Below are 26,365 nucleotides of genomic sequence, written 5' to 3' on the forward strand. Positions count from 1 at the left end.
AGGCTCAACTCCTTCGTATATACTCTTTCATTTCTTCAATGCTTATTGGAACAATTTTTGCCTGCCCAATAGCTGCCAGTAAGATAATCTTGATTGAGCTTCCTCTGGTCTTTTTGTCATGTGTCAAGGCTTGATAGAGACGGTCTTCATCCCAGTCATCATAAGCAACCGGCAGACCGAATTTTTTCAGCATATTGATTAGCTGTATTGTCGTACCATGGGGTGTTTCACCTTTTTCTTCTGCAATCTGATTTATTTGAACCATTCCAATTGCTACAGCCTCACCATGGCTGACTACGCCATAACCTGCTGTGTTCTCAATCGCATGCCCAATCGTATGTCCAAAATTAAGAATCAGCCGAATCCCATTATCCAGTTCATCTTCTTCAACAACTTTCCTCTTCACCTCAAGACAGGAAATAATAATTTCCGGTGCCTGCTTTAGCAGTTCCTGTTCATCCTCTAGCTGCTCCAGCTGCTGCCACAATTTCTTATCTGCAATGGCTGCTGATTTAACAATTTCAGCGATTCCTTCCCGCAGTCTTCTCGGCTCCAAAGTCTCTAAAGTCAACGGATCGATCAGCACACCATCTGGCTGCCAGAATGCACCAACAAGATTTTTGGCATTTTTTGTATTTACACCTGTTTTTCCGCCGATGCTGCTGTCTACCTGAGCAAGCAAGGTTGTTGGGACTTGTAAAAAGTGAATCCCCCTCATATAAGTTGCTGCCACAAATCCTGCTAAATCACCAATAACACCGCCGCCCAGTGCTAATATCCCATCACTACGGGTAAACTGATTTTGTGCGAGATGTTCAAAAATATTCTCTGCATTGGCTAGAGATTTACTTGTTTCACCTGCCGGAACTACGAACTTGCTTACTTCGAATCCCTGCTCCAAAAGCTGCTTTATTACGGATTCACTGTACAGCTTATCCACCGTTGAATCAGTGATAACAGCTACTTTTTGCAGTTTCCACAGTTGGCTAGCCCATTTTCCCACTTGGGAAAGACTTCCTTTTTCAATAATAATCTGATATTCATGGTCTGGTAAACGAACTGTCAGCATTTATTCAACCTCTTTTCTTAAAAAGATACTATCCATATTTGGCTGAATCGACTCTATCTGCCCAGTGGGCTTATAACCCAGGCTGAGGTAGAAATGTACCGGCTTCTCTTCCTGTTTTATCGTATCAAGCAGCCAAACCTTGACCGATGTTAGCTCCTGTTCAATTAGAAACATGCTTTGCTGACCAATTCCCTGATTTTGAAATTCTGGTAAAATCCCTATGGGTCCGATTTTGACCTTCTTGCCTTGGCGAACTATCCGCATGCTTCCGATAATCCTATTATCTAAGAGAATAAAATACAACTTATTGGATGGATCACAGGCTATTTCCTGTAGTCGTTCCATTGTTACATTAGCAGGATTTGTCTCTTGATCTCCATATTTGCTCAGCAATTCCTGAAAAGCGCTATTGAATAGCTGCTGAACACTTTCCAACTCATCATAGTGGACACTTCTTAAAGATACCCCATGTCATTTACCTTCTAATGCCTTGATTTCTTTCATTGCTTTTTCCATTACTTGAACTTCCCGCATCATTTTCAGGTATGTTTTTTCATTTAATGATTGGGGTCCGTCTGACCAAGCATTCGCAGGGTCCGGATGGATTTCCACAATCATGCCGTCTGCGCCTGCAGCAACTCCAGCACGAGCCATTGGAGGAACTAAATCCCAGATTCCTGTTCCGTGACTCGGGTCAACAATGATTGGAAAATGGCTCAGCTTTTTAATCAGCGGAACTGCACTTAAATCAAAGGTATTCCGTGTAGCTGTTTCGTAGGTCCGAATTCCCCGTTCAATAAAGATAACGTTGTTGTTGTTTTGAACAGCAATGTATTCGGCTGCATTAAGCCATTCATCAATCGTTCCGGAAATTCCCCGCTTCAACCCAATTGGTTTTCCTGTTTTACCAACTGAGGCCAGCAATTTAAAGTTCTGCATGTTTCTAGCACCAATTTGAAGAATATCGCTGTATTCTGCCACCATATCGATGTGTCCTTCATCCATAACTTCAGTGATAACCTTCATGCCGAATTCATCAGCAGCCTGACGAATAAACTTCAACCCTTCTTCTTCCAACCCTTGGAAGGCGTATGGAGAAGTACGCGGCTTAAATGCTCCTCCTCGAAGAATCGTTGCGCCCCCTTCTTTTGCTATACGAGCACATTCTCTGATTTGATCAAGGCCTTCAATAGAACAAGGACCTGCCATTGTAACAAAATTACCGTCTCCAATTTTAACACCATCAACATCAACGACTGTATCTTGCGGATGAAATTCTCTTGATGTTAATTTGTAGGTATTTGAAATACGAACTGTATTTTCTACCCCTTCGTAGCTATTGAAAGCAACATCCTGCATTTTTCTTGTATCCCCCAGCAGGCCAATCACAACATGATCCTTCCCCTGGTTTATTTGTACATCCAAGCCTTCTTTTTTCACTCGTTTAATCACTGAATCCACTTGTTCCTTCGTTGCGCTTGCTTTCATAATAACGATCATAATAATTTCCCCCTGAGTAGTTTATTCTTAACTATTTTCTATAATTGGTTTTACTTTGTTAATTGGCATTTCTTTACCTGTCCAGAGCTCAAAAGCTGCAGCTCCTTGATATAGCAGCATACCTAAGCCGTTTGCTGTTTTGGCGCCTCGAGCTTTTGCTTCTCTTAAAAAGCGGGTTTCTCTTGGTGTATAAATAACATCAAAAACTGCTAAATCCGGACGAATGATAGAGAAATCCTGAATGGGTGTTGCCTCTACATCCGGTTTCATGCCAACTCCGGTTGCATTCACCAGGAGTTGGCTGTTCTTTACATCCTCTGACAAAAGTGCTTCGTCTGCCAAGTCATGTAAGGTGATGCTGCATTGGGTGTTGGCTGCGACGTAAGCCAGCTTTTCCTTTACCCGTTCATAAAACTCATCTTTGCGGTTATAGACTGCAATTTCTTTTACACCATCTAACGCCGCCTGAACGATAATCGCAGTTGCTGCGCCACCTGCACCAATAATGGTCATTTTCCCATTGATAATTTCCACGCCCTGATCCTTTAGGCTTCGCATAAAACCCGTACCGTCCGTAATATGACCAGTCAAATGACCATTCTGATTAACGATTGTATTGATTGCTCCTACTAATTTTGCTGCTTCGCTTAAATCATCCATTAGCGGAACAGCCGCCATTTTGTTTGGCATGGATAAATTGGCTCCCAGCATTTCCAGATTACGGATAGACTCAATTGCCTGCGGCAGTCGATCTGTTCCCAGTTCAAATGCCAGATACACTGCGTCAATCCCGAGTTCTTCAAACGCAGCATTTTGGATCATTGGAGACACACTGTGGCGAATTGGCTCTGCAAACAATCCAACCAACCGAGTGTGACCTGTAATCTTCTTTTCCATTCTTCAACCTCCATCATTTTGTAAAATAAAAACAAGGTATTCGCAGTAAATTAAAACAATCTACAGCGAATACCTTGAAAAAAGATAAAATAAAAAGCCACTATAGATTTTCATCTATGCGGCTTGAAAGTCATGTTGAAATCCCTTAGCCATCATAGATACAAACTTGCGTTATGCACTGTTTGCACCCATGAATCTCATGAATACAAACTCATCTAAAATAGCTAAAGTAATACTTATTCAGTTGTGAATGTTTCTGATTTGTCTTGTTCATGTCAATCACTCCACTACTGTTTTTAAGATTGACATAAGTATATACGTCTCAAAAAAGCTTGTCAACACTTTTATCAGAAAATAGTAAAAATAATTTCAGAAAATTAAAGAAAATAACAGTATCTATTGATAACTGACCATCGTTTTTTGTAAGTTATTTGTCGTTCTCAAGCTCCCCTTCTCTCGATTGTTCCTCACTAGCTGGTTGATTCAGTTGTTCAGAATCGACTTGCTTGAAAACAGCTCTAAAAATAACAGCCAGAGTTAATACTAGCAGCAATAGAAAAACCAGTATCGCCAGCATATTTCCTAACTGATAGTCTGAAATCACTTGTTTTAGTCCGCCTAAGTTTGAGATATCCCCAAGTATTTCTTTCAGTGCTGCTCTAGACAAAAACATAGCGGCAAGACCTGCCGCTGCCATAACATAGAATGCCTCAGCAACAAAGGTCAAACTAATGACTGACGTCTGCTCGCCAAGCATCCTCTCGATGTAGAATGCCTCTTCTTCAATAAGTGCAATTTGTCTATAAAGATTCTTTGTATAGAAAAGCCCTGCCAGAAAAAAAGCACTGGATAAAATAATCGTCCCGATTCTAAAGCTTTTCAACAGCATCAGCAAAGGCTGAGCTGCTTGAGCGGTGTAAATATCCTGACTTTTTTCTATAAGCTCTGTTTCCCAATGAATCCAAAAGGTGAAGAAGTTGCTCCAATAGATAGAAAAAAATAAGAGAAAATATAACATCCCAACTAAACAGAAAGAGAAAAAATAACCTTTTCTTCTCATCAGTGCGTTTAAGCTTCTAATTAACAGATATCCGGCTTTTTGTAGATGTTTAGTAAACGTCATAAGATCCCTCCATAACTACTAAGTATACGGTTTGCTTGTAACAGTTAAATGTAAAAAACATAACGATATGCTGACAGATTATTACGATAGTGTTGTCCCTTTGAATGAAAAAGCTTGAAAACCCTCCGCACTTGTCAAATTGACGAATGCAGAGGGTTTTCAGATGAATGTATCCAGCTCCGTGATAATCGATTTAAAGCCGCAAGCATAGCTGTTAGGTACTTGAGGGAGTGCCCTCATACTATTAGAAAAGCTTGAAACAAAATCAGAACTCCTCTGATTTTGTTTCAAGCTTTGTGATTTCATTCAGTTTTTGTTCAACCAAGGTAGAACTGAATATTTAGTTTAAAATTCTGAAGCGTATACATCATCAACTGTTTGTGTAGGATCGATAACAATGTATAAGCTGTTTGTTTTTTCACTGACTTTTGTTGACTGATACTGATTATCCAAACCTTCGCCAGATTTGTCCTTATAAGGGAAGTACACTAAATCTGGTGTACCGCTTTTGTATAGTATTTCCATTCGTTCAATATCTTCATATTTCAATGCACGGGCAAACATGCCTGATTCCAGACCGCCCATATTGATATCATGTGTTTGTACATGATCTCCCTCTTGAAAAATTTCAATTTTAAAGCCGGCACATGGATGAATCTCTACAAATTCACTACCGTTAATGCGTCCAAAGCTTGTTGTAATTTGTTTAATCCACAAATCACCGATATAACGGCGTCCGATTGTCCAAGTTTCGCCATTTCTGAAATAAAATTTTAACCCAGTCATTTCTCTTGCCATAATATTTTCTCCTTATAATAAATTCTTAACACCATATTTAGTTTAGCATATTTATGCAAAAGTGACTAAACATCTGCTTATCCAAGTCTACTCAAAAATAATTCTGTTAAAACAACCGCACGCTCATGCCTGCCTTTACCTACAAGCACGCCATTATCATACACTTCAAAGGAGTAGCCCCTTCTTCTTTTTTCCTGAAAATCACAAATCACTTCAACAGATAGCTCGGCTCCAATTTTTGAAGCCTTCAGATGATCGATTTCTATTCTAGTGCCTACACTCGTTTCTTCATCTGTCAGCTCGATTTTTAAATAGTCTTTTGCCGTATTCTCTACCATAGCTACCATAACGGGCGTTGCCAATACATCTAAATCACCAGAACCCGCTTTTTTTGCAGTATCTTGTTCACTAACAATAAATTTCTTAGCGTACTTGCTCACTATTTTCCCTCCTTGTTCAGCTGATTTTTGGCATACACTAGCAAAGCTTCTTGCTCATTGACTAGTTCACCAGTTACGACCTTTTTCTCTAATTCATCAATCAGTTGGCCCAGCCATTTTCCTGGCTTCTGATTTATAACCGTCAATAAATCATTTCCAGTAACCGCTAGTTCTTTCCGGCTCTTAATCGGCAGTTGTTCATACTTATTTGCTGTTTCTTTTAGCTTAACCTCTTGATTATAATAAAACAACAGTTCTTCAACAGATAATACCAGGTCCAAGCCCAATCGAAATAAGTCTGTTGCCAGCCATTCTCCCTGAAGCCGCTGTGTCAGACCATAGGAAAGCTCTGTTACGTCATGAATCATTTGATTGGACAGCTTCCACTCTTTCAAGAAGGGACGAATCTCTTCTGGCTGAATGACTAGCTCTTTCACGAGAAGAGTCCAAGCTTGCCGTTCTTCCTCAATTTGGCGATTCGGCAATTCTGAAAAGCAAAATAATTCCCGTCCTTTTCCTTCCAATCCAGGGCAGCTTTGATAGCAGCCTGTTTCAATGAATGGGGACAAACCTTTTAGCCGATCCTTTCCAAGAAGCAGTTTTGAAAATTCAACTGCAATCCGTTCAACTGATATTTTTGAAAGCAGCGAATGATAGGTGTAAATCGCATTCAAGGTTTCCTGTTCAATAGCAAAATCAAGCTGACTGGCGAAACGCACGGCTCGCATCATTCGCAACGCGTCTTCATGAAAACGCTCCTTTGCATTTCCCACGGCTCGAATCATACCGTCTGCCAAGTCCGTCAAACCATTAAATAAGTCGATAATTTGACCATTTTTTTCCATAGCTAGCGCATTGATTGTGAAATCTCGACGCTTTAAATCTTCTTCTAAGGATCGGACAAAAGTCACACTATCGGGTCTACGATAATCCTGATAGGTGGATTCTGTTCGAAAGGTAGTGATTTCGTAGCTCTCTTCACCATGTAGAACAAGCACTGTCCCATGTTCAATGCCCACATCAACCGTCCGCTTAAATATTTGCTTTATTTCCTCTGGATAGGCACTAGTAGCAATATCTACATCATGACTGGTTTTTCCTAAAAGGGTGTCGCGGACACTCCCTCCGACAAAATAAGCTTCAAAATCATTCTGTTGAATTTCATCAATTACACTGGCAGCTTTGATGAATTCTTCCGGCAGCTCCTCTAATTTCATAGCAGATTTTCCAATCCGTACACTAACTCTTTAAGCCCTACAACTTTTTGACAGCCCAACGCTACACCAGTCATAAATGAGCTGCGGTCATACGAGTCGTGGCGAATCAGCAACCCTTCTCCAGTTCCGCCAAATTGAACCTGCTGATGAGCAATCAGTCCCGGAAGACGAACGCTGTGAATCTTCATTCCTTCAAAATCAGCACCTCTAGCTCCTGGGATCAGTTCTTGCTCTTCAGGATGTCCCTGCTGTTTTGTCTTGCGGGTTTCAGCCATCATTTCAGCTGTTTTGATGGCTGTGCCGCTTGGCGCATCCAGTTTGTTGTCATGATGAAGCTCAATAATCTCCACATCAGGAAAATAGGCGGCAGCTTTTTGGGCAAACTGCATCATCAAAACAGCTCCGACCGCAAAATTAGGCGCAATCAAGCCGCCAGTTTTCTTTGCAACAGAAAGAAGCTTCAGTTCATTGATTTGTTCCTCAGTGAATCCTGTTGTACCAACAACGGGAGCAATTTGATTGTCTAAAGCAAAATACGTATTCTCATAAGCAACTGTTGGTATAGTAAAATCAATCCAAACATCTGGTTTGGTTTGAAGAACGTCTTCTTTCGTTTTGAAAACTGGTACATCTGTTCCGTTATATTCCGGCAGTTCATTTATGTTTTTTTCCTCAGAAAAAGGATCTACTACGCTGACTAACGCAAGTTCAGGATGGTCAAGAACCATTTTTACGGCAGTACTACCCATTTTTCCTTTAAATCCGGCGATTGTTACTTTAATCATGTGTTTTTCCATCCTTTCTTTCAAAGCGGTATTTATCTCTTTGGTTAAACTTTTCCATATTTCTATTAAACACTTCTGTTAAGTCAATATCAAGAGAATTAGCCATAATCATTGTGACAAAGAGAACATCTCCCAGCTCTTCTTCTACTGTTTTTGGCTGTTCATCTATCTTTTTGGGCTTTTCTCCGTAATAATGATTGATTTCACGTGCCAGCTCCCCAACTTCTTCTGTCAAACGGGCGAGTTGGCTCAATGGAGAAAAATAGCCTGTCTTAAACTGCTGGATATAGTTATCCACTTCCTGCTGCATTTGTTCCAGCGTTTTTTCATTTTTCATCATATCGTCTCCAACCTTCTTTCTTTCTCATCTTATCAAAAACTCCTGATATTGAAAAGATTCTTCTTGTCGTTTTTGTTTTAGAATGATAAAGTGATGAAGGAAAAGGATGTGAGTAAATGGAAGAAAAAAATTTTTATTTAAAAGACATCGCAGTCATTCTACTTGGTACTGCTCTTTATGCGTTTGGTTTGGTTAATATTAATATTGCAAATAATCTTGCAGAAGGCGGCGTAACTGGGATTACCCTCATTCTACTTGCTTTATTCAAAATAGATCCTGCCTATTCTACTCTGATAATCAATATCCCTTTAATTCTAATAGGCGGTAAAATTCTTGGGAAACGTACCTTTTATTATACAATTATCGGAACACTATCCCTATCTGCTTTCTTATGGATCTGGCAAAGATTCCCAGTTGAAATTAATTTGGATCACGATCTCTTGATCGCCTCTCTTCTTGCCGGCTTAGCTGGTGGTGTCGGCAGCGGACTTATTTACCGCGTAGGTGGAACGACCGGCGGCAGCGATGTAATTGCCCGTATTCTTGAAAAGAAAAACGGGGTTAGCATGGGACGCTCTCTGTTGCTCTTTGATGTCTTAGTTTTAACGCTTTCCTTGTCCTATTTGGATGTTAAACGCATGATGTATACGTTAATTGTTTCATTTGTGTTCAGTAAAATTGTTGACTCAGTCTTGGATGGTGCTTATTCTGCAAAAGGCATGCTGGTGATTTCCAATCATTCAGAAGATATTGGCGAAGTAGTCATGATGCTTTTAGAAAGAGGCGTTACTTATTTATCTGGCGAGGGCGGCTATTCTCAGATAGATAAAAAGATTTTATATGTAGTCGTTAGTCCCAGTGAAATTATTGAGGTAAAACGTATAGTCCATGAATTGGACCCGAAAGCCTTCATCTCCGTCATTAATGTGCATGAAGCAATCGGCGAAGGCTTTACTTATGCGAAACCAACAAAAAAACTCTTTAAAAAGAAAGTAACAAACTAGCAAGTAAATCAATAATAAAGCATCCCCTGACAAGCTGTTTATCCGTTTGTCAGGGGATGCTTTTTATTTTTGCGCTTTCGGTCCATTTAGCTGTGTTCTCATGCGATTAAACTCATCAGATAATTCTAAAAACGCCTCATAGTTGCCATCTTCCAGAGCCTGATCAATTTGAGTGCGCAGCAGTTCTAAACGTGCCTGCTGCTCTTCCCGTTCAAAATAATGATCAATTTTCTGTACAGTCTCTTCACTAATATTCTCTTTCCATGGAGAAAATGGATTGTCCTCTAAAATAGAAAGATAATCTGAATTTTGAAAGGCGCTGTCAAAGACGCATTCTAAATAAAGAGGATTTTTCCAGTTCATACGAATTTCGTGGAAAATCTGATCTGTATCTGTAAACGACTTGCCCTTTAAAAATAGTGTGATGGGCTCCTGTTCCATTTCTGCTGCAGTAATTCGAATTCCTCGATCTGCTTTATGTGCATACTCTACAAAGGTAACATTATTTAAAATCGTTTCATGGTTCACCAGATAATTTAATATCCAGATAATCTCTCTTTTACTAAAAGAAACATTGTTAATCAGCCAAACGAGAAAACTCTTTTTTTCAGCTACGTTGATATTCATTAATAAACCACCTAGCTTTCCTCTAAATCGTCAAGCAGAGAAGCCACCTCATTATCTCCAGGCTCATGAGCCAAATAATGCTGGAGCAGCTCTTTGGCCTGCGTCAATTGTCCTTCTTCTCTTAAAAAAATACCGTATTCTTTTAAAAACTCAGGTTCATGTGCCAGGTCCTGATAGGCCTGTTGATAATGGACATTTGCCTGACTAAACTCTTCTAGTTCATTATACGCATTAGCAAGGTTCCATTCTGCATAGGGATGTCCCTTTTCGTCCATTTGCTCTAATACAGCGATGACTTCTTCAAAACGCTCTTCTGTGCGGTAGAGGTTGCTCAGCGTCAACAATGATTCATCTGTTTTCTCGCCTAGCTCGATTGCTGCTTTCAACAATCGTTCTGCTTCCGCTACATCATGAAGCCGATAAGCATTTTCAGAGGCAAGCTGATAAAGCTCCACTTGAAAAGGATTTTCTTTTATTCCCTCTGCTAGAACTTCTTGAGCTTCCTCAAGTAATTCCTCTTCCTGTAAAGCTTCTCCCAGATATAGATAGACTGATGAATAATTTGGATTCAAAGCCCGCAGCTGCTGGAATAAAATGATTGCTTTTTGATTTTCATGCATTTGGACATAAGTAAAGCCTAATTGAAACAATCGGTCATCAGACTGTCCTTCTTTTAAGCTGTTTTCCAAAAATGGTACTGCTTCTTCAAACTGTCCCAGCATGCTGTAGCTCGTTCCTAAGCGTTCATTGATTGAGACACCGGAAATATCTACTTCTCCTGCAGCAGACAACTCCGTATACTCTTCAATTGCTTCAGCAAACTGGCCTGTTACAAAATACAGTTCACCCAAAGCAAAACGAATCAGCAGTTCATCAGGAAGCAGCTGTTGAGCCTCCTTCAACTTTGCCTCACTTACCTCTGGGATTCCCATTACTTGATACATATCTGCTTGTACCAGCAAGCTTTGCGGATAATTGGGACTTTCAGTACTTATTTTGCCTAAAAGCTCCAGCGCTCCATCAAAATCATCATTTTCAATCGCAATTTCGGCTAGCGGTAAATTTAAACCATCTGCATCCGGATGTTTTTCCAATAACTGTTCAAATATCTGCTTCGCTTCTTCTAAAAATCCTAACGAAAGAAGTTCTTCGCCGAGCTCGCTAAGTGTATCTTCATCATCTTTTCTCAATGCTTCTTCAAACATCAGCTGCGCCTCTGCCAGCTCTTCTCCATGAAGCGCCTGAAGCATTTTTTCACTATATGACATTTCTTCACAATCCTTTTTTTATATTTTCAACGATACGCTTATACTCTTCCAGTGCTTCAAGTAGCTCTTCTGGTTCAACACGTTCTCTCACACCGGCTTTGCCGATATCGGTTAGAATCATAATCTCTCCCAGCTCATCCATACAATTCAAGATTTCCTGAACATAGTCACTGATGAATATCTGTTCTGGGAACTCAAGCGGATAGCCTAAGCGAGTCAACCAAATCAGAAAATTTTTATAATGAAATGAAAATTCTTTTTTTTGCTGGGATAATAATAGCTGTAACAATGTCCCTAATAATGATTTCATGTAGCCAGATAGCAAATGTCCGCCATCTACCGTATAAAATGCTCGTTCAAACAGCAGCCCAAAGCTCTGCAGCTCTGTTCCTTTGTCTCTATTGAATTGGAGCAACGCCTCCAGTAACCCAGTAAACGATTGCTGTTTCAACCGCTGCTGATCACTAAAATTCTTATACAGCTCTCTTAGAAATTCATGGCTGCACACTAAACCGCAACGAATAAAAATCATGAAATCAACGAGTTGGCTATCTCCTTCCCGCCGAATCATTGTCTGATCATAAATTATCTGTTTTGCCAAGGCGGGTACTGACAACATTTCTTTGTGTCCCATAACTACTGTCCCATTTCCAGACAAAGAAGCACTCAGCGATTGAATTGACAAAGGTAAATGCCATATCTCTGTACTAAGCAGAGTCGTCTGGGCAGCGAAGCCGGAAAGCTCCATGACCCCTTCATTTCCCAAACCAATCAACAAGTATTCCTTTGATGCGGAAAAAGGCTTCAGAAAGGTCAATAAGGCTTCAAGTTCAGTGAAGTTATTACAGTGTACATCATTTTTACAAATGTACCAATCCAAATCCTCTGGATTGTTGAATAGCTTAATCAGCTTATCTGAAAACAAATCATAATATTTTTGATTTGTCATCAACAAGATATGCTTATTAGCAAAAGATTTATTTTTCACCAGTGAAGCAGTCGTCTCCCCATAAATAACAAGACTTTCCTGTTTGTTTTTCTGATAGACAAGTTCCATAGGACACCTCCTTGCTTCATTTTACCATGTTTTTATAACTGAATATAACGATAAGGTTTTTACGAGTTGCAGAGAACTGTTTCTTTAGATTTTACCATAAAAGTAAGATGCTATGTTCTTATGACTGCTCTTTACCAGCAACTACTATGGGATTTTAACAGCTTTTAGCTGTAAGCAGCAAAAAAGGGGCTGTGACATTAGTATGCCTCAGTCCCTTAAACCCGAATAAACGGTGTTTCAGAAGTAACTTCTTCGACAATAAGGCGGAAATTAGCAAAAATTTGTAGAACAATTTTCGGAATTTCCGCCTTATTGCTTGAAGCTGAACACTTCTGTCACAACCTCTTTGCTTTTATCTATCATTTTCTTTAATGTAATTAAGGATTAATTATTTGGTGTAATCTCAATCAGATACTTACCGCTGGTATATAAATCGCTGCTTGAGTTCAAAAAGTATTTTTGTCCTGCAATAAGCTCAACTTCAATTTTTTCTTCAATATAACCACTTGAATTATCATAGCCCCAAATAAGCTGGTCTCCAAGAATTTCACCTTCTATATTCGCTACGTAAATATTGCATACTTTGATATTTCTATCTCTTGATTCAAAACTAATTGTATAAGCTCCTGTTCTTGTTGCAGTGAAGCTGAAGTCATCCATCTCATGGCCATAATAAAACTCGCCGGCAATACTGCTGTTATCGGTAATTTCAAATTCATTACCATCTCTTGCTCGACCGTAGTCGTCAACACTAACTATCTTGCGCATATATTTTCCATTCGTTGTTGCTGTCACAAATGTTTTTCCGTATTTTTTAGCTATTGCTCGATTTCCATCTATTGAAATAACGTCAGGGTTTTCACTTGTCCAGTTGCCTTCTTCAATATAAGTTGATTGACCAATTTCAAGAACCATCTCATAATAACTAGCAGAATAGTATGAATTTTCTTTTAAAGAAATATCAAATGAATAGCGTCCGCTAGAATATAAATCACTAGAAAGATTTAATGTGTAGTTCATTCCTGCAAGTAAATCAACTTCAATATAGCCTTCATTTGTTGTATAGTCATCTTCAAAAGGAACAATTAGTGATAGTGATTCAGAGGTTTCGCCATCTTCACTATAAAGACTGGCATTGTAATTTTTCAAATTTTTGTCTCTTGTCGTAAAGAAAAGAACATAAGTACCTGTTTGTTGTGCTGTAAAGGTAAAGTCATCCTGATCATGTCCATGATAAAACTCACCTTCAACCATGCTGTTATCTGTAATATCAAAAGCTTCTCCATCACGACTGCGCCCATAGTCATCCACCTCGGCAATCGAACGGCTGTATTTACCATCCGTCACAGCATCAATAAATGTTTGGCCATATTTATGTGCAACAAAACGATTGTTATTAGTTAAACTTATCACTTCAGGATTTAAGCTTTCAAAGACTCCACTGCTATAACTTGGGAGGTTTTCAGTAAAAGTAATCTGACGGTTAATTGTTTCTGCAGATACCTGGCTTCCTCCCAACACCGTCATAGATAGTCCGATACCCAACATGAACATTTTTGTTTTTTTCATTTCCAATCTCCTTTTTACAAAATAATGAGTTTCTATTTTACTCATTATTCTACTTATTTTTTAGGCAAGAATAAATCTAATCATAATATTCTTATAATCAAATTGTTCTTCCTTAGTTATAGTATACATAAAGATAAAATAATATTAAAGTTTTTTTTATTCTTTTATCATAAATTTATTTTACTATTTTGATATATTTTTAGAAATAATATTTTTTTAATTTTCAGTTTCTTCTAATGGTAGCTATAAAAATTTTCCCAATTAATTTAGCATTCTGCTATTAATATCTTGGCATTGTTCCTGTATACTTAATATATAAATTCTACTAAACAAAAAAGGCGCTTTTTCATTTGTTCTATCTGCAGGTTCGAAGTCACCCATTGGATAAATAGAAAGTTTCCACTGTTCTATAGCAGCTATTCATCTCTGGGTATGTCTCTTATTCTGCTGAAGGCAGGCTGCCTATTTCATGGAATGTTTAATAGAATCTATTTAGAAATGAAACAGATTGCACTGCTCACACTTTATTTTAATCAGAGCTGTTGACTATCAAATTGTTCTTCTTCGAATTTTAGTCAATTGTTTATCTTCTGATGACAGATGAAACAACTATTGAAATATAGTAAGGAGGCTTGTACATGTCTATACTTTTTTCGCTATTGTATGCAGGATTGGGGCTAGCTGCATTATATGTTGTTATCCGCCTTGCTGTTCGGGATGGCATCAATGATACCAAGCAGTGACGCGTGATAAAAAATTGTTTAGATTACAGACAAGCCAATTGCAATACTGAATCGTTTTGCCAAAAAAAATAAAAATAATTATGATGATGGAAATGAGGAAAGAAAATGAAAAAAGGGGTTTATTTGTTAGGAATAGTTGTTCTATTTGTGCTTTCAGCATGTAGCTCAGGCGTTTCAGAAAAAGATTTGATGAAAAATGATTGGAAGGTTGCCGTAGGTGATGAAACACCTAGTATGGTTCTGGCTTTTACCGAAAAAACGATGACCTTCACTCCCTATATGGATGAAGATGAGGACTATGGTGAGTTCGGCGATGAATTAATCAGCTCGATTCAAATTACTATGGATTACAAACTTAGCGGCAATACACTTCACGTAACAAACGAGGATATGGCTATTGACAATAAAATAAAGCTAACCAAAAAAGGCGACGGTTATAAATTAGTTAATACTTCAAAAGACAGCAGCAAAGAGTTTGAAACATTAAATGATGCAGTTCTTACGCCTTATGACAAGAAATCTGATGATTCATCCTCAGAAAAAGCAGCTGATTCTTCTACCGAAGAGAGCACTAAAGAGAAGACAAAGCAAACGACAGAAACATCTGTATCTTCTGAAGCTGAAAATGCGCCAGCTGATTCTGTTGCAAAAGCTACAATTGAAGATGATACAGTAAAGCTGACAATTACAAAAGTTGATTTCTTCCAAAATATGCCCTCTTATACGAAGGACAAAGGTTTGGTTGTCGTCTACTACACCATTGAAAATACCGGAACAGAAAATTTTGAACCGTTAATGAAAGTTCTTGATTATCTTTACGTAACAGAAGAAGATGATGTATCTAAGGATTCTTTAGCCTTCGGCGGTCACCTGTTCTCGTACAAATTATTTGATAAATTGGATGCTAATAGCCGCTTAAATATCAAACCAGGAGCAAAAATTGATGGTGTTGTTGATTTCGCCATCACTGGTGATGATAAAGACATTACTGTGAGCGTAGGCGATGAGCTTTTGTTCAGCGTAAGCGGAGAAAACAGCATTGCTTCTGAGACCTTTACTGCAGCAGATGTTGCGAAAGCCTTTAAGAAAAATGCGAACACTAAACCAAAATAAAACTTAATTAATAAAAAAACCATAGAACCGGATTGAATTGCCTCTACAGCTTTTGCAGGTAATAGACTTTATTATCCGTTCTATGGTTTTTTAGCGTTAACAGCTTTAGCATATTTTTAAACAAATTTTTATTCTCAGCTCTATGATCTTATTTAGTTTTTTGTTCTATCAACACGATTTGATTTATAACTTGTTATGTTTTCTTTGGAAAAAAGACAAAAATTCCTTTTAGATATACATGTATAAAGAAAAAAACCCTTGAAAAAAATCAAGGGTTCCTCAGATCGCTCTATTTAACAGCATCTTTCAACGCTTTACCTGGTTTGAACGCAGGCACTTTGCTTGCAGCGATTTGGATCTCTTTACCAGTTTGTGGGTTGCGTCCTTTACGTGCAGCACGTTCGCGGACTTCAAAATTACCAAAACCGATTAATTGAACTTTTTCACCTTTAGCAAGTGTTTCTTGAATTGTTGAAAATACAGCATCTACTGCTGCAGTTGCGTCTTTTTTAGTTAAACCAGTTGAAGATGCAACGCTTTCGATTAATTCTGCTTTGTTTGCCATGGATTATTTCACCTCCTCCATAAGGATAGGATGTCTAAAATAGACACCAAATGTATTCCGCTTTTGAGTGGTCCAAAAACAAAATATAAATATTGAACGAATCAATATTCTGTTAACACGATATCATAGGAAGCTAGTAATAGCAAGGTTTTTGACGTTTTTTAGTGAGTTTTTTTCAAAAATATGTGTTTTCTCTAAATATGTTTGTACAATTTCAAAAAGTATGGTAGAATGCACTATTTTCTTCTTCTAGGAATAACTCGAATCGGTGTTCCTTCAAACGTAAAGGCTTGTCTGATCTGATTTTCCAAAAAACGGGCATAAGAGAAATGCATCAGCTCTTCCTCATTTACAAAAATGACAAAGGTCGGCGGTTTTACAGCTACTTGCGTCGCGTAAAAGATTTTCAAACGTTTCCCTTTATCAGTTGGTGTTGGATTAATAGCCACAGCATCCATAATAACATCGTTTAATACAGCAGACGGAATTCTAAGACTCTGATTCATGCTGACACTTTCGATCAGCTCAGGCAGCTTATTAAGACGTTGTTTGGTTACAGCTGAAACAAAGATAATCGGCGCATAATCAAGATATTGAAACTCATCTCTGATTTCTTCTTCAAATTCACGCATTGTATTGGTTTCTTTTTTGACTGTATCCCACTTATTCACAACGATTACGATTCCTCGCCCAGCTTCATGAGCAAATCCGGCAACCTTTTTGTCCTGCTCTCGAATTCCTTCTTCGGCGTTTAGAACCATTAAAACAATATCGGAGCGTTCGATCGCACGCATCGCACGCATGACACTGTATTTTTCAGTGGTTTCATATACCTTGCCCCGCTTACGCATACCAGCTGTATCAATCATCAAGAAGCGCTGGCCATTTTCGGATTCGAAATAAGTATCAATCGCATCCCTGGTTGTTCCTTCAATTTCGGAAACAATGACCCGTTCTTCTCCTAAAATCGCATTGATTAAAGAGGATTTCCCTACATTTGGACGACCAATCAGACTGAACTTAATCAGCCCTTCTTCTTCTTCCTCAGGCTCAGTTGAAAAGTGCTTAACTGCTTCATCAAGTACATCGCCAATGCCCAGACCATGACTTCCTGATACCGGAAAGGGTTCTCCCAGTCCAAGAGAATAAAATTCATAGATTTCTGCCCGCATTTCAGGATTATCTACTTTATTAACTGCTAAAATAACTGGTTTCTTACTTCGGTAAAGAATTTTCGCAACCATTTCATCTGCATCGGTTACTCCTTCACGTCCGCTTGCTACTAAAATAATTACATCCGCTTCATCAATCGCAATCTCAGCCTGATGCTTGATTTGATCCATAAAGGGCTCGTCGCCTAAATCAATCCCTCCAGTATCAATGATGCTAAACTCACGTCCCAGCCATTCACCTTTTGCGTAAATTCGATCTCTGGTAACTCCCGGCGTATCTTCAACAATTGAAATACGTTCCCCGGCTATACGATTAAAAATTGTCGATTTTCCTACATTTGGACGACCGACAATTGCTAGTGTTGGATTTGCCATATAAAACTACCTCCTTGACAGTTTTCAATCCTGTCTAGTTTACCTTATAATTCAGTGATTATGCAAGGGAAATTCAAGAAATCCCTCATACTCATTCAAATTCAAGCACCATCTGCTTATCAGGAAGCTGACTCTCTTTGAATCCCAGTCTTTGATAAACAGGAAAGCCGGATTCTGTCGCCAGTAATTCAATTTTATCCAGACCACTTTCTCGTCCCTCAGTGATTAGAGCTGCTACCAGCTGTTGAGCAATTCCCTGCCTGCGGAAGGCTTTATCTGTGTAGACATTTAAAAGAGTTCCAATCTTTCCATTAGGACGTGCTGGATGAGGAAGTCGCTCGGCAATTTCCAAAAAGGCCGTTGCGATGACTCTTTCCCGGCTTTCTGCTTGCCAAATAATTAAATCATTATCCAAATGCTGGTCAAGATAGGCAATTGTTTTTTGCTCTAGCATTATTTTTTTATCTTTATCCAAAACATTTTCTTCCTCAAAAAAACAAACTCTTAGTTTAGCCAGTTCTGCTATATCTTCTCGTATACTCCTGCGAATCCTTATCATTTATTCCCCTCTTCCAAGATAGCCATAAAGTAGTTTCTAAGCTTCTCTTCATACAACACCTTCATCTGTTCGTAAACGGAAAAGACTTCTTCCTGTGGTAAAGCTGGGACTAATGTGATTGACGGCAGGGTCTCATCAACTTGCTGAAATAATTTTGATGGATAAATAAGTAAATCAATCGCTTGGCACTCTGCTGCCTGATAGGGAACTAGCTCTACAAAACTCAAATCAGTTAGTAAACTGGTTACACGATTAATATAAACATAGTTATCTACTGACAAAATTGAGACATTCAGCTTGATACTTTTTTGATGCTCTCTCAATGTTGGTAAAATCAGTTGGGTCAAGATAAGAGTCATGTCTTTAATGCAATTTTTAATCCATGACCCTCTCTCGGATAGCAGTGTTAAAAATTCGTTGATTCTTTGGTAAATAATTGGAAAAATTACTTGGTCATTTTGGAAAGCTTCATGCTGAAAAAAACTAAAAAAAGGAATCGGTTGTTTAAAAATCAGATAGTTGAAAAAAATATTAGAAAGATTCGCTTCAAGCAGCACCACACGCTTAGGATTAGGATAGTTTTTTAGCAAAGGATGAAGAATTTTCTGATTGAAATACGTAAAAAAAGCAAAAATATCTTCCGAGCGCTGCTCCAATTCTCCTCGGGGAACATCAAACAGCGGATCATTCTCAAACGAATAGGTCGGTCCATAAAATGCTAGAAAGGCTAAAAATCTGGCTTCAGTATCGGCCATTTCGGCAGAGGTCCCTAAAATTTCCTGGAGCAGCTGATAACAGCCAGTGTAATTTTCTGCAATCAATGCATCATAACCTTTATCGTCTTTTAAAAAGTGCCCTCGATTAAATCGAATATAGAGAATTTTACCATGAAGCTGTCTCAATCTCTGGTTGTAGCCAAAAGAATAATTTGCTTTAGGCGGCAGCTTCAATATTGGATCAAAGGCATGCATCATTTTTTCAACCAAATGCGGCGGCATGATTAACTCTTCTCCAAACGAAGAATTCCAAATCAAAAAGGTAAAAAGAATTCGAATCAAACGTTCATCTCCTGAGATTTTTAGAGTAGAAATCGTCACATGCACCTTAAACCTGTTTAGATAAGTAATCAGCTTCTTGATATTCCTCCGTAAATAAGACTCACTCACCTGATACTTGGAACAAAACTGCTCACTTGTCCCTTCCTCAAGTAAAAGTGCCAATAAAAATTTATGCGTAATGCTTTCTTTCAAAACAAACGTCATATATTTTTCTAACTCCAGCATGTCTGAAGCTACAGTAACTTTTCCATTATAAAGAAGAGTCTTCCGTCCAGAAGATAAATGCTGCAGGTCTTTATCTATTTCATCTAAAACGGCACACAATCGATTATAGGAAAAAGAAAATTCATCCATCAGTCCATTTTTACTGTAGGAGTTTTCCGGGAGCGAAGCTAACAATCGATAGACGGCAACCTTTTCCTGCTCACTTTTATTAAGCATTAATTTCACAATCATTTTTTACCAACTTTCAAAAATATATTTCGTTAATTTGATTTGTTTTCATTTATATTTTATCAAAAGGTTAAGAAAAAGGCATTCTCTCTTAGTTTTTAAAAAAAGTGAATTTTTTCCCTTTATTTGATAATTTCTAAGTTATTCCTTATAATTTAAGCTATAAAAAGTTAATTAAGGAGGAAATCACTATGTATTCCATGAAAGATAACTCATTTTTACCTACAGGTCCACTTTCGCTAGGAATAGAATTGGTATATTACTCTCCTGATATTGAAAAAACCTTAGCATGGTTTGATGATATTCTCGGCTGGCTGACTCAAGTCGATCGAAGAGATGACAACAATCAAGCTGTTCATGGGATAGCGTATACTGTTCCGCTTCAATATTTTTCAAATAAATTTAGCAGCAACATCAAAATTCATATTTTTTCAGGCGAACCAGCAAAAGGTGTTATTTCATTTATTCCCACAACAAAATTAGAAAAGCTTGTTGCTTTTGCAAACCGAAAAAAAGACTGCGGATGTCACTGTGCTGTAAATCAATCAGAAGACGGTACCCTTTACACTCACCTTAAAACGATTGACGGTTCTGTCCTCACATTTTATCAGGAGAACGATTTGGGATAAAAAAATTGCAGTAAACCCTTTAGCGGCTTTACTGCAATTTTTATTTTTTGAATCTAAATTATTCTTCTGAGTCAGAATCTTGTGCTCTCAGTTGATCTCCGAGAATATCTCCCATAGTAAAGCCGGTATTTTCTTCCGGCAGCTCATAGCTTTCTACTTCTTTGGGTTCTTCCTGAGATTCAGGTTTAGCTTCCAAGGCTTTGATACTCAATGCAATACGATGTTCCGCTTCATTTACTTCTAAAACCTTCACCTTGATTTCATCACCCTCATGCAGGACTTCATGCGGTGTTGCAATATGCTTGTGAGAAATTTGGGAAATATGAACGAGTCCTTCTACTCCTGGGAATACTTCCACAAACGCTCCAAAGCTTGTCAGACGTTTGACAGTTCCATCAAGAACCGAACCAGCCGCAGCTTTTTCAGCGATGTCTGTCCAAGGTCCAGGCAATGTTTCTTTGATGGATAATGAAATTCGTTCTTCTTCAGGGTTGATTGAAAGAATTTTAACCTTTACATCCTCTCCTACGTTTAGGACATCTCCTGGTTTATCGACATGCTGATGCGCAATTTCAGAAACGTGAACTAGTCCGTCAATTCCGCCTAAATCAATGAATGCACCGAAGTCAGTCAATCGTGCAACTTTTCCTTCAACAACATCTCCATCATGCAGATCTGCCAAAATTTCCTTCTTACGTGCTTCTTTTTCCGTTTCAACAACAGCTTTATGAGATAAAATCAAACGATTTTCAGATGGTTCGATTTCAATAATCTTGAATGTCATTGTTTTGCCTTTGTATTCAGAAAAATCATCAACAAAATGATCTTCTACCATTGAAGCCGGAACAAATCCGCGAACACCGACATCAACAACCAAGCCGCCTTTCACAACATTTGTAACAGGTGCTTCAAGGATTTTGCCAGCCTGGAAGTCCTGTTCAATTTCTTCCCAGACTTTCTTAGCATCCAAACGACGCTTAGATAGCAGGTAACTGCCGTTCTCTTTGTCTTTTCCGATCGAAGTAATAACTACCAGATCAAGAACATCATGAACTTTCACTAACTCATTGATATCTTCTACCTGTGTAGTAGACAATTCTTTCGCTGGTACAACACCTTCAACTCCAGTTCCTTCGATTCCGACAATGACCTGCTTGTCTTCAACCGCAAGAACCTCCCCCCTAACAATGTCGCCCACGTTCACTTCCTGAACGCTGTTCATCGCGTCTTCCATTGTTTCGTTGCTGTTTTCTACTAGTTTCTCTTCTGTCATGACTACATATCCTCCTATACCAACAAAAATTCGTTAAAAAAGACTCGTTTCTTTAATATTAAGGGATTTCAGAGAAAAAATAAAGCGATTTCTCTTAAAAACTTATATTTTATTTAATCTATTCGTAATTTCTGATGAATTATCTCTTCAATCTGCTCAACAACCTGAGAAATCGCCATTCCAGTAGTATCTATCTTTACTGCATCCGCTGCCTGAACTAAAGGAGAAATCTTTCGAGTTGAGTCAATATAATCTCTACGTTCAATTTCTTTTTTTAATACTTCAAAATCAGTGGAAATGCCTTTTTCAAGATTTTCTTTGTATCGTCTCTCTGCCCGCTCTTCAACGCTTGCTACTAGAAAAATTTTTACTTCCGCTTCTGGCAAAACGGTCGTGCCGATATCACGGCCGTCCATCACGATTCCTCCCTGCCGGCCAATCTCCTGCTGGAGCTTAACCATTTCAGCTCTCACTTCTTTATGAGCAGCGACAATCGAAACCGCATTCGTTACATCTGTCTGCCGAATAGCTTCAGTTACATTTTCCAAATTAATAAAAACCTGCTGACCTTTTCCGTCCTGTTCAAAAGAAATCTGATGCGTTTCAAGAAGCGCACACAGCTCCGTTTCGTTTGCTAGATCTAGATTCTTCTGTATCGCAAGATAAGTCAACGAACGATACATCGCTCCTGTATCACAGTAAATATAATTCATTTTCTTTGCTAATATCTTAGCAACCGTGCTCTTTCCTGATGATGCTGGTCCATCAATAGCAATACTAATCTTCTTCATTGTTCGCCCCGCTCTTTTCATTTTCATCTCTGACCGCTTTTATAAAAAAACGGCTGATTCTCAAAAAAACCGGGACACCATTACTCTGCCCCAGTCAATTATTTTCTTATTTAACGCGTAATGTATCTCCCGGATGAATAATTGAATCTGCACCCAATCCATTCAATTCCATAATTTGTTCAATCGTTACACCATATCTTTCAGCCACTTGCTTGAAGCCTTCGCCTTCATAAACTTCTCCATATACTGGTTCTGTATCAGCAGGATCCTCTGAAGGTTGTCCTTCTGCAGGTGTGCTTGAATCTGTCCCTTCAGCTGTTGAAGAAGACTGTATCGTACTTGAGGAAGCGGTACTGCTTTCCTTTGTTGAAGACGATGTGATCGATGAAGAAGGAGTAGAATTGCCTCCTTTATTTTCATTCGGCTTATCTCTTGATACCCACCAGAAAGTACCGATTGGCAAAGCAATGATCAATAATAACAAAATTACCAAAATAGTTAAAAAGACAGTGTTTCCCTTTTTATATTGACGTTTTTCAAGCCTTGAATGTCCGGTATCCTCTTTTGTATCATAGATAGATTGTTCCCACGGCTCACGTGCCTCTGTTGGCTTATTCTTATCTTTTTTGCTCACTATATTTCCTCCTAAAATCGTATCGTTTGCTATTATAACACAGCAGCATTATCTGTGCAGATATAAACATTGATTGTCAGTCATCTTTAAATAATCTTATCAATATTTCCTGCCATGAAAGATTGGCTTCCAGTCGTACCGTATTCTTAGTAATACCAAGTTTAGTGGACCAATTTTCTTCCAAGCCGCAATTGTCGCAGCACCATGTTTCAGTCTCTTTCTCCTGTTTTTCAGAAAAATAGTTTAGGATGACCTTTCGACGACAATCAGACGTCTGGATAAAGGCCAGCATTTGCTGCAGCTGAGCGTAGCGCTCGTTATTTTTTTTATGAAGCCGTTCAGACAGCTGCTCTAGAGAGTAGGAACCTTCGAGATACCCAGCCAGCCATTTCTGCTGAATCTCACTTAACTGCTCCTGCTGTGCTGCTGAGTCAGCTTTTCCGTTCTTCAACATCATTTCCAGACCTTGAAGCTCTGTCCTTACTTCACCTTGAAAGTATTGATGAATATATTCATCTCCTGGTTGATAAAGTAAGACTGCAGCTGCCGGCAGCCCGTCTCTTCCCGCTCTACCGATTTCTTGAACATAGCTTTCCAGACTTCCAGGACAGTCAAAGTGGATGACAAAACGGATATCGGATTTATCAATTCCCATGCCAAACGCATTTGTAGCGCAAAGAACATCCAGTTCATTGTCGATAAACTGCTGCTGAATCTTACTTCGTTCGGCTGCTGTTAGTCCGCCATGATAAAAAGCGGCCGCAAAATTTCCTGTTCTATTTATCTCACTGCTTAAATACTCAGTTGTTTTTCTAGCGGAACAATAAATGATTCCCTTTGCATTCATTTTATTTAAGTAATCAAATACAAGCTGTTCCTTTTCTACTGTCTTTTCAACAATCATTAAAATATTTTTCCTGTTGACTGAATGAAGCACTTCTTTTATTGAAGAATTTTTATTAAAGAGTTCAGATATTATCTCTTTTTTTACCTCATCCGAGGCAGTTGCAGTTAATGCCAAAGTCAGCGGATAATCCAAATTTTCCAGCACGTTTTTTATTTTAACATATTCTGGTCTAAAATCCACTCCCCATTGTGAAACACAATGGGCCTCATCAATCACAAATAGCGCCAGCCTGCTTCTTTGTAAAGTTTTTACAACCTGTTCCTTTACTAATGATTCCGGACTTATAAAAACGTAGTTATACTCTGAAAAATGTTCTAAAATATATCGTTTTTCTTCGTACGACAATGTACTATTAAAAACAGTCACTTTTCCCTCTCCTTGGCTTTGAAGCTGCCGTACCTGATCTTCCATCAGTGAAAGCAGCGGAGAAACAACTAAAACTGTTCCTTCCAGTACATAACCTACATATTGATAGCACAGAGACTTCCCAGTTCCTGTCGGCAGCACGGCTAATGTATCCTGCCCCGATAAAAGAGCTGTAATAACCTCCTCCTGCCCCTCTCTAAAAGAAGTAAAACCAAAATGATGAAATAAGCGTTTCTTCAAATCCATTTTATGCCTCATACTCTCTGCGTAGTTTTAAAATTTGATACAGCCGAAAAGAAAAATAGTCAAGCGGTTCATATTGCGCCTTTAGTGTGGTAAAACGCCATGTTTGACAAGGTGTTGTTATCTTATCTAAAAATGCCTGCTGATTTTTGGGCAGCAAGCTATCGTAGTTCTTTTCTGGCTCCTGAATAGCCAATTCGAGAAGATGATCTTTCACTGTACTTACCTTCATTTTTCTGATGACAGCAATTTCCTCAAGGGAATAGCCCGTTTGCCAAAGTTCCTTCGTCTGTCTCATACTTTGATTATTACTTTTCTCCAGACTATCGTGTATGACAGCCTGCAAAAACTGATTCTGATTTTTACTCTCTATCACTGCAAATAAATGATGATAGGTATTTTTTCTAAATAAAACAGCTTCAAAATCAGACGATGAAGCTTGATTCGCGAGTTGCTGAAGTGCTTTTCCATTGTGCTGATAACCGGAAAACTGCTGTGCAATAAATGCCTGTTCCTGCTGTGATAACTCTATAAATAGTTCGTGCCATTGCCTGCGCATCTCCTGGCCTAAAGTATTTTTTTTCAATTGTGTCAGTGTTTGCTTTATCATCCATTGATAATAAGGTGACGATTCCAAAGGTATATACTCCTTATTTTGATAAGAAAGCTGCGAAGTAACTTGAACCGAAAACTGCAGTAAACGCCACATCTCTTCTTCTGTTTTTCCATAACGATAACTGTTCAGCCAATGCGTATTCATTTTTTGAGAATTATTTACTAAAAGATGTCTGCCTTTTTCTGATAGTGCTGCTTCAGAATGATCTGCTGAATGAATAATAAATTGATTTTCAGCCAGCTGATTAAGCTGCCTCTGAAAATCAGCCTCCGCTAATTCTGGAAATAGTCCAAAAAAACGCAGATTATCAAACATATAGCCGTTCATTAGAACCGAAATCGTCCGCTTTCCTTTCAGTAAATGAAAAAGCGTTGACAGTTTTATCTTGTAACCCTGAGAGAATAGCGATAAAATAAATAGCATCTTTATAATAATCAGCCCTTTACTAAGTTAAATTCAGATAGGATGTGTCACCCGTGAATTGTCAGATAATCCCTGAAAAATGCATTGCCTGCGGTCTTTGTCAGGTTTATGCACCAAACACCTTTGATTACACAGAGGATGGAATTGTTCTTTTCAAAAAAAATCCGGATAACCTGACTATTTCCGTCAGCCATCAGGATAGGGACACCGTATTAACAGCTTATCGGAAATGTCCAGTCCGTGCAATAGTTGTCTCCGAAGAAGCTGTATCATCTAATAAAGAAAGTCTGTAAATAAAGTTCTTTTACTAATAGAAAACAGTATTCCCGATACGAATTTAAAACAAGACAATGAACGCTTTGAACCTACCTCCAAAAGTTAGACAAAAACTAACAGTTGAAGATTGGTCCGTCCCGGCTATTGTCTTGTTTTCTTTTATCTTTTTTGCTGGAAGAGACTGAAGGTTTTAAGACCGAAAAATAAAGTAAACCAGACGAAAATTATCAAGAAACACTGCGAAGGAATCGAATAACTTTTACTTGATACCTGCCTGAAGCTTCTCCTGTTTTCAGTAGCGTTCGTTTTATTTACGAAAGTCTCAATTCTTAGCAGCTTACCCCTGAGCACTTGATAAAATCAGAGCGAAGCAGCTGCTGTTTCAACAAGTCCAACTATTCTTGGGACAAAGCATTAGCTTTCTACAAATCTGTCTATCGTGCTTCCATGCTTTGCCTCAAAGCATAGAAAGACT

At 38.5% G+C, this 26,365-nt stretch carries 27 protein-coding genes; 4 read left to right on the forward strand and 23 right to left on the reverse strand.

The features are described from left to right. Positions 1-4: 4 nt before the first annotated feature. The 10 genes from aroB to AC1Z3K_RS15340 form a co-directional block, all read right to left on the reverse strand. Entirely contained in the window at positions 5-1,069 is a 1,065-nt protein-coding gene (gene aroB / locus AC1Z3K_RS15295) for a 3-dehydroquinate synthase (RefSeq protein WP_461733193.1), read from the reverse strand. Next, a complete protein-coding gene (locus tag AC1Z3K_RS15300; protein ID WP_461733194.1) occupies positions 1,070-1,504 on the reverse strand; it encodes a GNAT family N-acetyltransferase in 435 nt (144 codons plus the stop codon). 36 nt (positions 1,505-1,540) lie between these two features. Further along, complete coding sequence (aroF, locus tag AC1Z3K_RS15305; RefSeq protein WP_426084165.1) at positions 1,541-2,569, reverse strand: 3-deoxy-7-phosphoheptulonate synthase; 1,029 nt, start codon at positions 2,567-2,569, stop codon at positions 1,541-1,543. Between the two features lie 27 nt (positions 2,570-2,596). After that, entirely contained in the window at positions 2,597-3,466 is an 870-nt protein-coding gene (aroE, locus tag AC1Z3K_RS15310) for a shikimate dehydrogenase (RefSeq protein ID WP_461733195.1), read from the reverse strand. A gap of 427 nt (positions 3,467-3,893) precedes the next feature. Next, positions 3,894-4,589 (reverse strand): hypothetical protein, encoded by a 696-nt coding sequence (locus AC1Z3K_RS15315; RefSeq protein WP_461733196.1) that lies wholly within the window; start codon positions 4,587-4,589, stop codon positions 3,894-3,896. 345 nt (positions 4,590-4,934) lie between these two features. Continuing rightward, positions 4,935-5,387: a hypothetical protein gene (locus tag AC1Z3K_RS15320; RefSeq protein WP_461733197.1), complete on the reverse strand. Its 453-nt coding sequence runs from the start codon at positions 5,385-5,387 to the stop codon at positions 4,935-4,937. A 77-nt stretch (positions 5,388-5,464) separates the two neighbouring features. Next, positions 5,465-5,827: a thioesterase family protein gene (locus tag AC1Z3K_RS15325; RefSeq protein ID WP_426084169.1), complete on the reverse strand. Its 363-nt coding sequence runs from the start codon at positions 5,825-5,827 to the stop codon at positions 5,465-5,467. After that, positions 5,827-7,044, reverse strand: a complete 1,218-nt coding sequence (locus tag AC1Z3K_RS15330) for a CCA tRNA nucleotidyltransferase (protein ID WP_461733198.1) — start codon at positions 7,042-7,044, stop codon at positions 5,827-5,829. The genes AC1Z3K_RS15325 and AC1Z3K_RS15330 overlap by 1 nt, the downstream gene beginning before the upstream one ends. Next, positions 7,041-7,829 (reverse strand): 4-hydroxy-tetrahydrodipicolinate reductase, encoded by a 789-nt coding sequence (gene dapB, locus AC1Z3K_RS15335; RefSeq protein ID WP_426084171.1) that lies wholly within the window; start codon positions 7,827-7,829, stop codon positions 7,041-7,043. The genes AC1Z3K_RS15330 and dapB overlap by 4 nt, the downstream gene beginning before the upstream one ends. Beyond that, positions 7,822-8,166, reverse strand: coding sequence for a nucleotide pyrophosphohydrolase (locus tag AC1Z3K_RS15340; protein ID WP_461733199.1), 345 nt, complete (start codon positions 8,164-8,166; stop codon positions 7,822-7,824). Before AC1Z3K_RS15340 ends, dapB begins: the two co-directional genes overlap by 8 nt. Before the next feature lie 119 nt (positions 8,167-8,285). Between AC1Z3K_RS15340 and AC1Z3K_RS15345 the strand changes: the two genes are divergently transcribed. Next, a complete protein-coding gene (locus AC1Z3K_RS15345; protein WP_461733200.1) occupies positions 8,286-9,173 on the forward strand; it encodes a YitT family protein in 888 nt (295 codons plus the stop codon). 63 nt (positions 9,174-9,236) lie between these two features. Here the strand turns inward: AC1Z3K_RS15345 and AC1Z3K_RS15350 are convergent, their stop codons facing one another. The 4 genes from AC1Z3K_RS15350 to AC1Z3K_RS15365 form a co-directional block, all read right to left on the reverse strand. After that, positions 9,237-9,800: a ReoY family proteolytic degradation factor gene (locus AC1Z3K_RS15350; protein WP_461733201.1), complete on the reverse strand. Its 564-nt coding sequence runs from the start codon at positions 9,798-9,800 to the stop codon at positions 9,237-9,239. An 11-nt stretch (positions 9,801-9,811) separates the two neighbouring features. After that, positions 9,812-11,068, reverse strand: coding sequence for a tetratricopeptide repeat protein (locus AC1Z3K_RS15355; protein ID WP_461733202.1), 1,257 nt, complete (start codon positions 11,066-11,068; stop codon positions 9,812-9,814). 4 nt (positions 11,069-11,072) lie between these two features. Next, a complete protein-coding gene (locus AC1Z3K_RS15360; protein ID WP_426084176.1) occupies positions 11,073-12,125 on the reverse strand; it encodes a hypothetical protein in 1,053 nt (350 codons plus the stop codon). 384 nt (positions 12,126-12,509) lie between these two features. Further along, positions 12,510-13,694, reverse strand: a complete 1,185-nt coding sequence (locus tag AC1Z3K_RS15365; RefSeq protein WP_461733203.1) for a hypothetical protein — start codon at positions 13,692-13,694, stop codon at positions 12,510-12,512. Between the two features lie 848 nt (positions 13,695-14,542). Between AC1Z3K_RS15365 and AC1Z3K_RS15370 the strand changes: the two genes are divergently transcribed. Further along, complete coding sequence (locus tag AC1Z3K_RS15370; RefSeq protein WP_461733204.1) at positions 14,543-15,550, forward strand: DUF5067 domain-containing protein; 1,008 nt, start codon at positions 14,543-14,545, stop codon at positions 15,548-15,550. 289 nt (positions 15,551-15,839) lie between these two features. On the opposite strand, the gene AC1Z3K_RS15375 is transcribed toward AC1Z3K_RS15370, so the two are convergent. The 4 genes from AC1Z3K_RS15375 to AC1Z3K_RS15390 form a co-directional block, all read right to left on the reverse strand. Then, the gene (locus AC1Z3K_RS15375) at positions 15,840-16,115 is read right to left on the reverse strand and encodes an HU family DNA-binding protein (protein ID WP_202057569.1); all 276 of its coding nucleotides are present in this window, start codon (positions 16,113-16,115) and stop codon (positions 15,840-15,842) included. A 236-nt stretch (positions 16,116-16,351) separates the two neighbouring features. Next, a complete protein-coding gene (der, locus tag AC1Z3K_RS15380; protein WP_426084179.1) occupies positions 16,352-17,662 on the reverse strand; it encodes a ribosome biogenesis GTPase Der in 1,311 nt (436 codons plus the stop codon). Between the two features lie 91 nt (positions 17,663-17,753). After that, positions 17,754-18,221, reverse strand: coding sequence for a GNAT family N-acetyltransferase (locus tag AC1Z3K_RS15385; protein WP_426084180.1), 468 nt, complete (start codon positions 18,219-18,221; stop codon positions 17,754-17,756). After that, complete coding sequence (locus AC1Z3K_RS15390) at positions 18,218-19,735, reverse strand: helix-turn-helix domain-containing protein (RefSeq protein ID WP_426084181.1); 1,518 nt, start codon at positions 19,733-19,735, stop codon at positions 18,218-18,220. Before AC1Z3K_RS15390 ends, AC1Z3K_RS15385 begins: the two co-directional genes overlap by 4 nt. A gap of 188 nt (positions 19,736-19,923) precedes the next feature. On the opposite strand from AC1Z3K_RS15390, the gene AC1Z3K_RS15395 reads away from it, so the two are divergent. Beyond that, positions 19,924-20,361: a hypothetical protein gene (locus AC1Z3K_RS15395; RefSeq protein WP_426084182.1), complete on the forward strand. Its 438-nt coding sequence runs from the start codon at positions 19,924-19,926 to the stop codon at positions 20,359-20,361. Between the two features lie 58 nt (positions 20,362-20,419). Here the strand turns inward: AC1Z3K_RS15395 and rpsA are convergent, their stop codons facing one another. The 5 genes from rpsA to AC1Z3K_RS15420 all read right to left on the reverse strand — a co-directional run bounded on the left by rpsA (position 20,420) and on the right by AC1Z3K_RS15420 (position 25,518). Then, a complete protein-coding gene (rpsA, locus tag AC1Z3K_RS15400) occupies positions 20,420-21,634 on the reverse strand; it encodes a 30S ribosomal protein S1 (RefSeq protein WP_426084183.1) in 1,215 nt (404 codons plus the stop codon). A 113-nt stretch (positions 21,635-21,747) separates the two neighbouring features. Then, entirely contained in the window at positions 21,748-22,425 is a 678-nt protein-coding gene (gene cmk / locus AC1Z3K_RS15405; RefSeq protein WP_426084184.1) for a (d)CMP kinase, read from the reverse strand. 106 nt (positions 22,426-22,531) lie between these two features. Next, a complete protein-coding gene (locus AC1Z3K_RS15410) occupies positions 22,532-23,059 on the reverse strand; it encodes an SAG1386/EF1546 family surface-associated protein (RefSeq protein WP_426084185.1) in 528 nt (175 codons plus the stop codon). A 76-nt stretch (positions 23,060-23,135) separates the two neighbouring features. After that, positions 23,136-24,578: a RecQ family ATP-dependent DNA helicase gene (locus tag AC1Z3K_RS15415; RefSeq protein ID WP_461733205.1), complete on the reverse strand. Its 1,443-nt coding sequence runs from the start codon at positions 24,576-24,578 to the stop codon at positions 23,136-23,138. A gap of 1 nt (position 24,579) precedes the next feature. Continuing rightward, positions 24,580-25,518, reverse strand: a complete 939-nt coding sequence (locus tag AC1Z3K_RS15420) for a helix-turn-helix domain-containing protein (RefSeq protein WP_461733206.1) — start codon at positions 25,516-25,518, stop codon at positions 24,580-24,582. Positions 25,519-25,667: 149 nt separating this feature from the next. Here AC1Z3K_RS15420 and AC1Z3K_RS15425 point away from each other — a divergent pair, with 149 nt between their 5' ends. Beyond that, the gene (locus AC1Z3K_RS15425; RefSeq protein WP_461733207.1) at positions 25,668-25,907 is read left to right on the forward strand and encodes a ferredoxin; all 240 of its coding nucleotides are present in this window, start codon (positions 25,668-25,670) and stop codon (positions 25,905-25,907) included. The last annotated feature ends 458 nt before the right edge of the window (positions 25,908-26,365 follow it).

It is taken from the genome of Enterococcus sp. LJL128 (assembly GCF_056924295.1).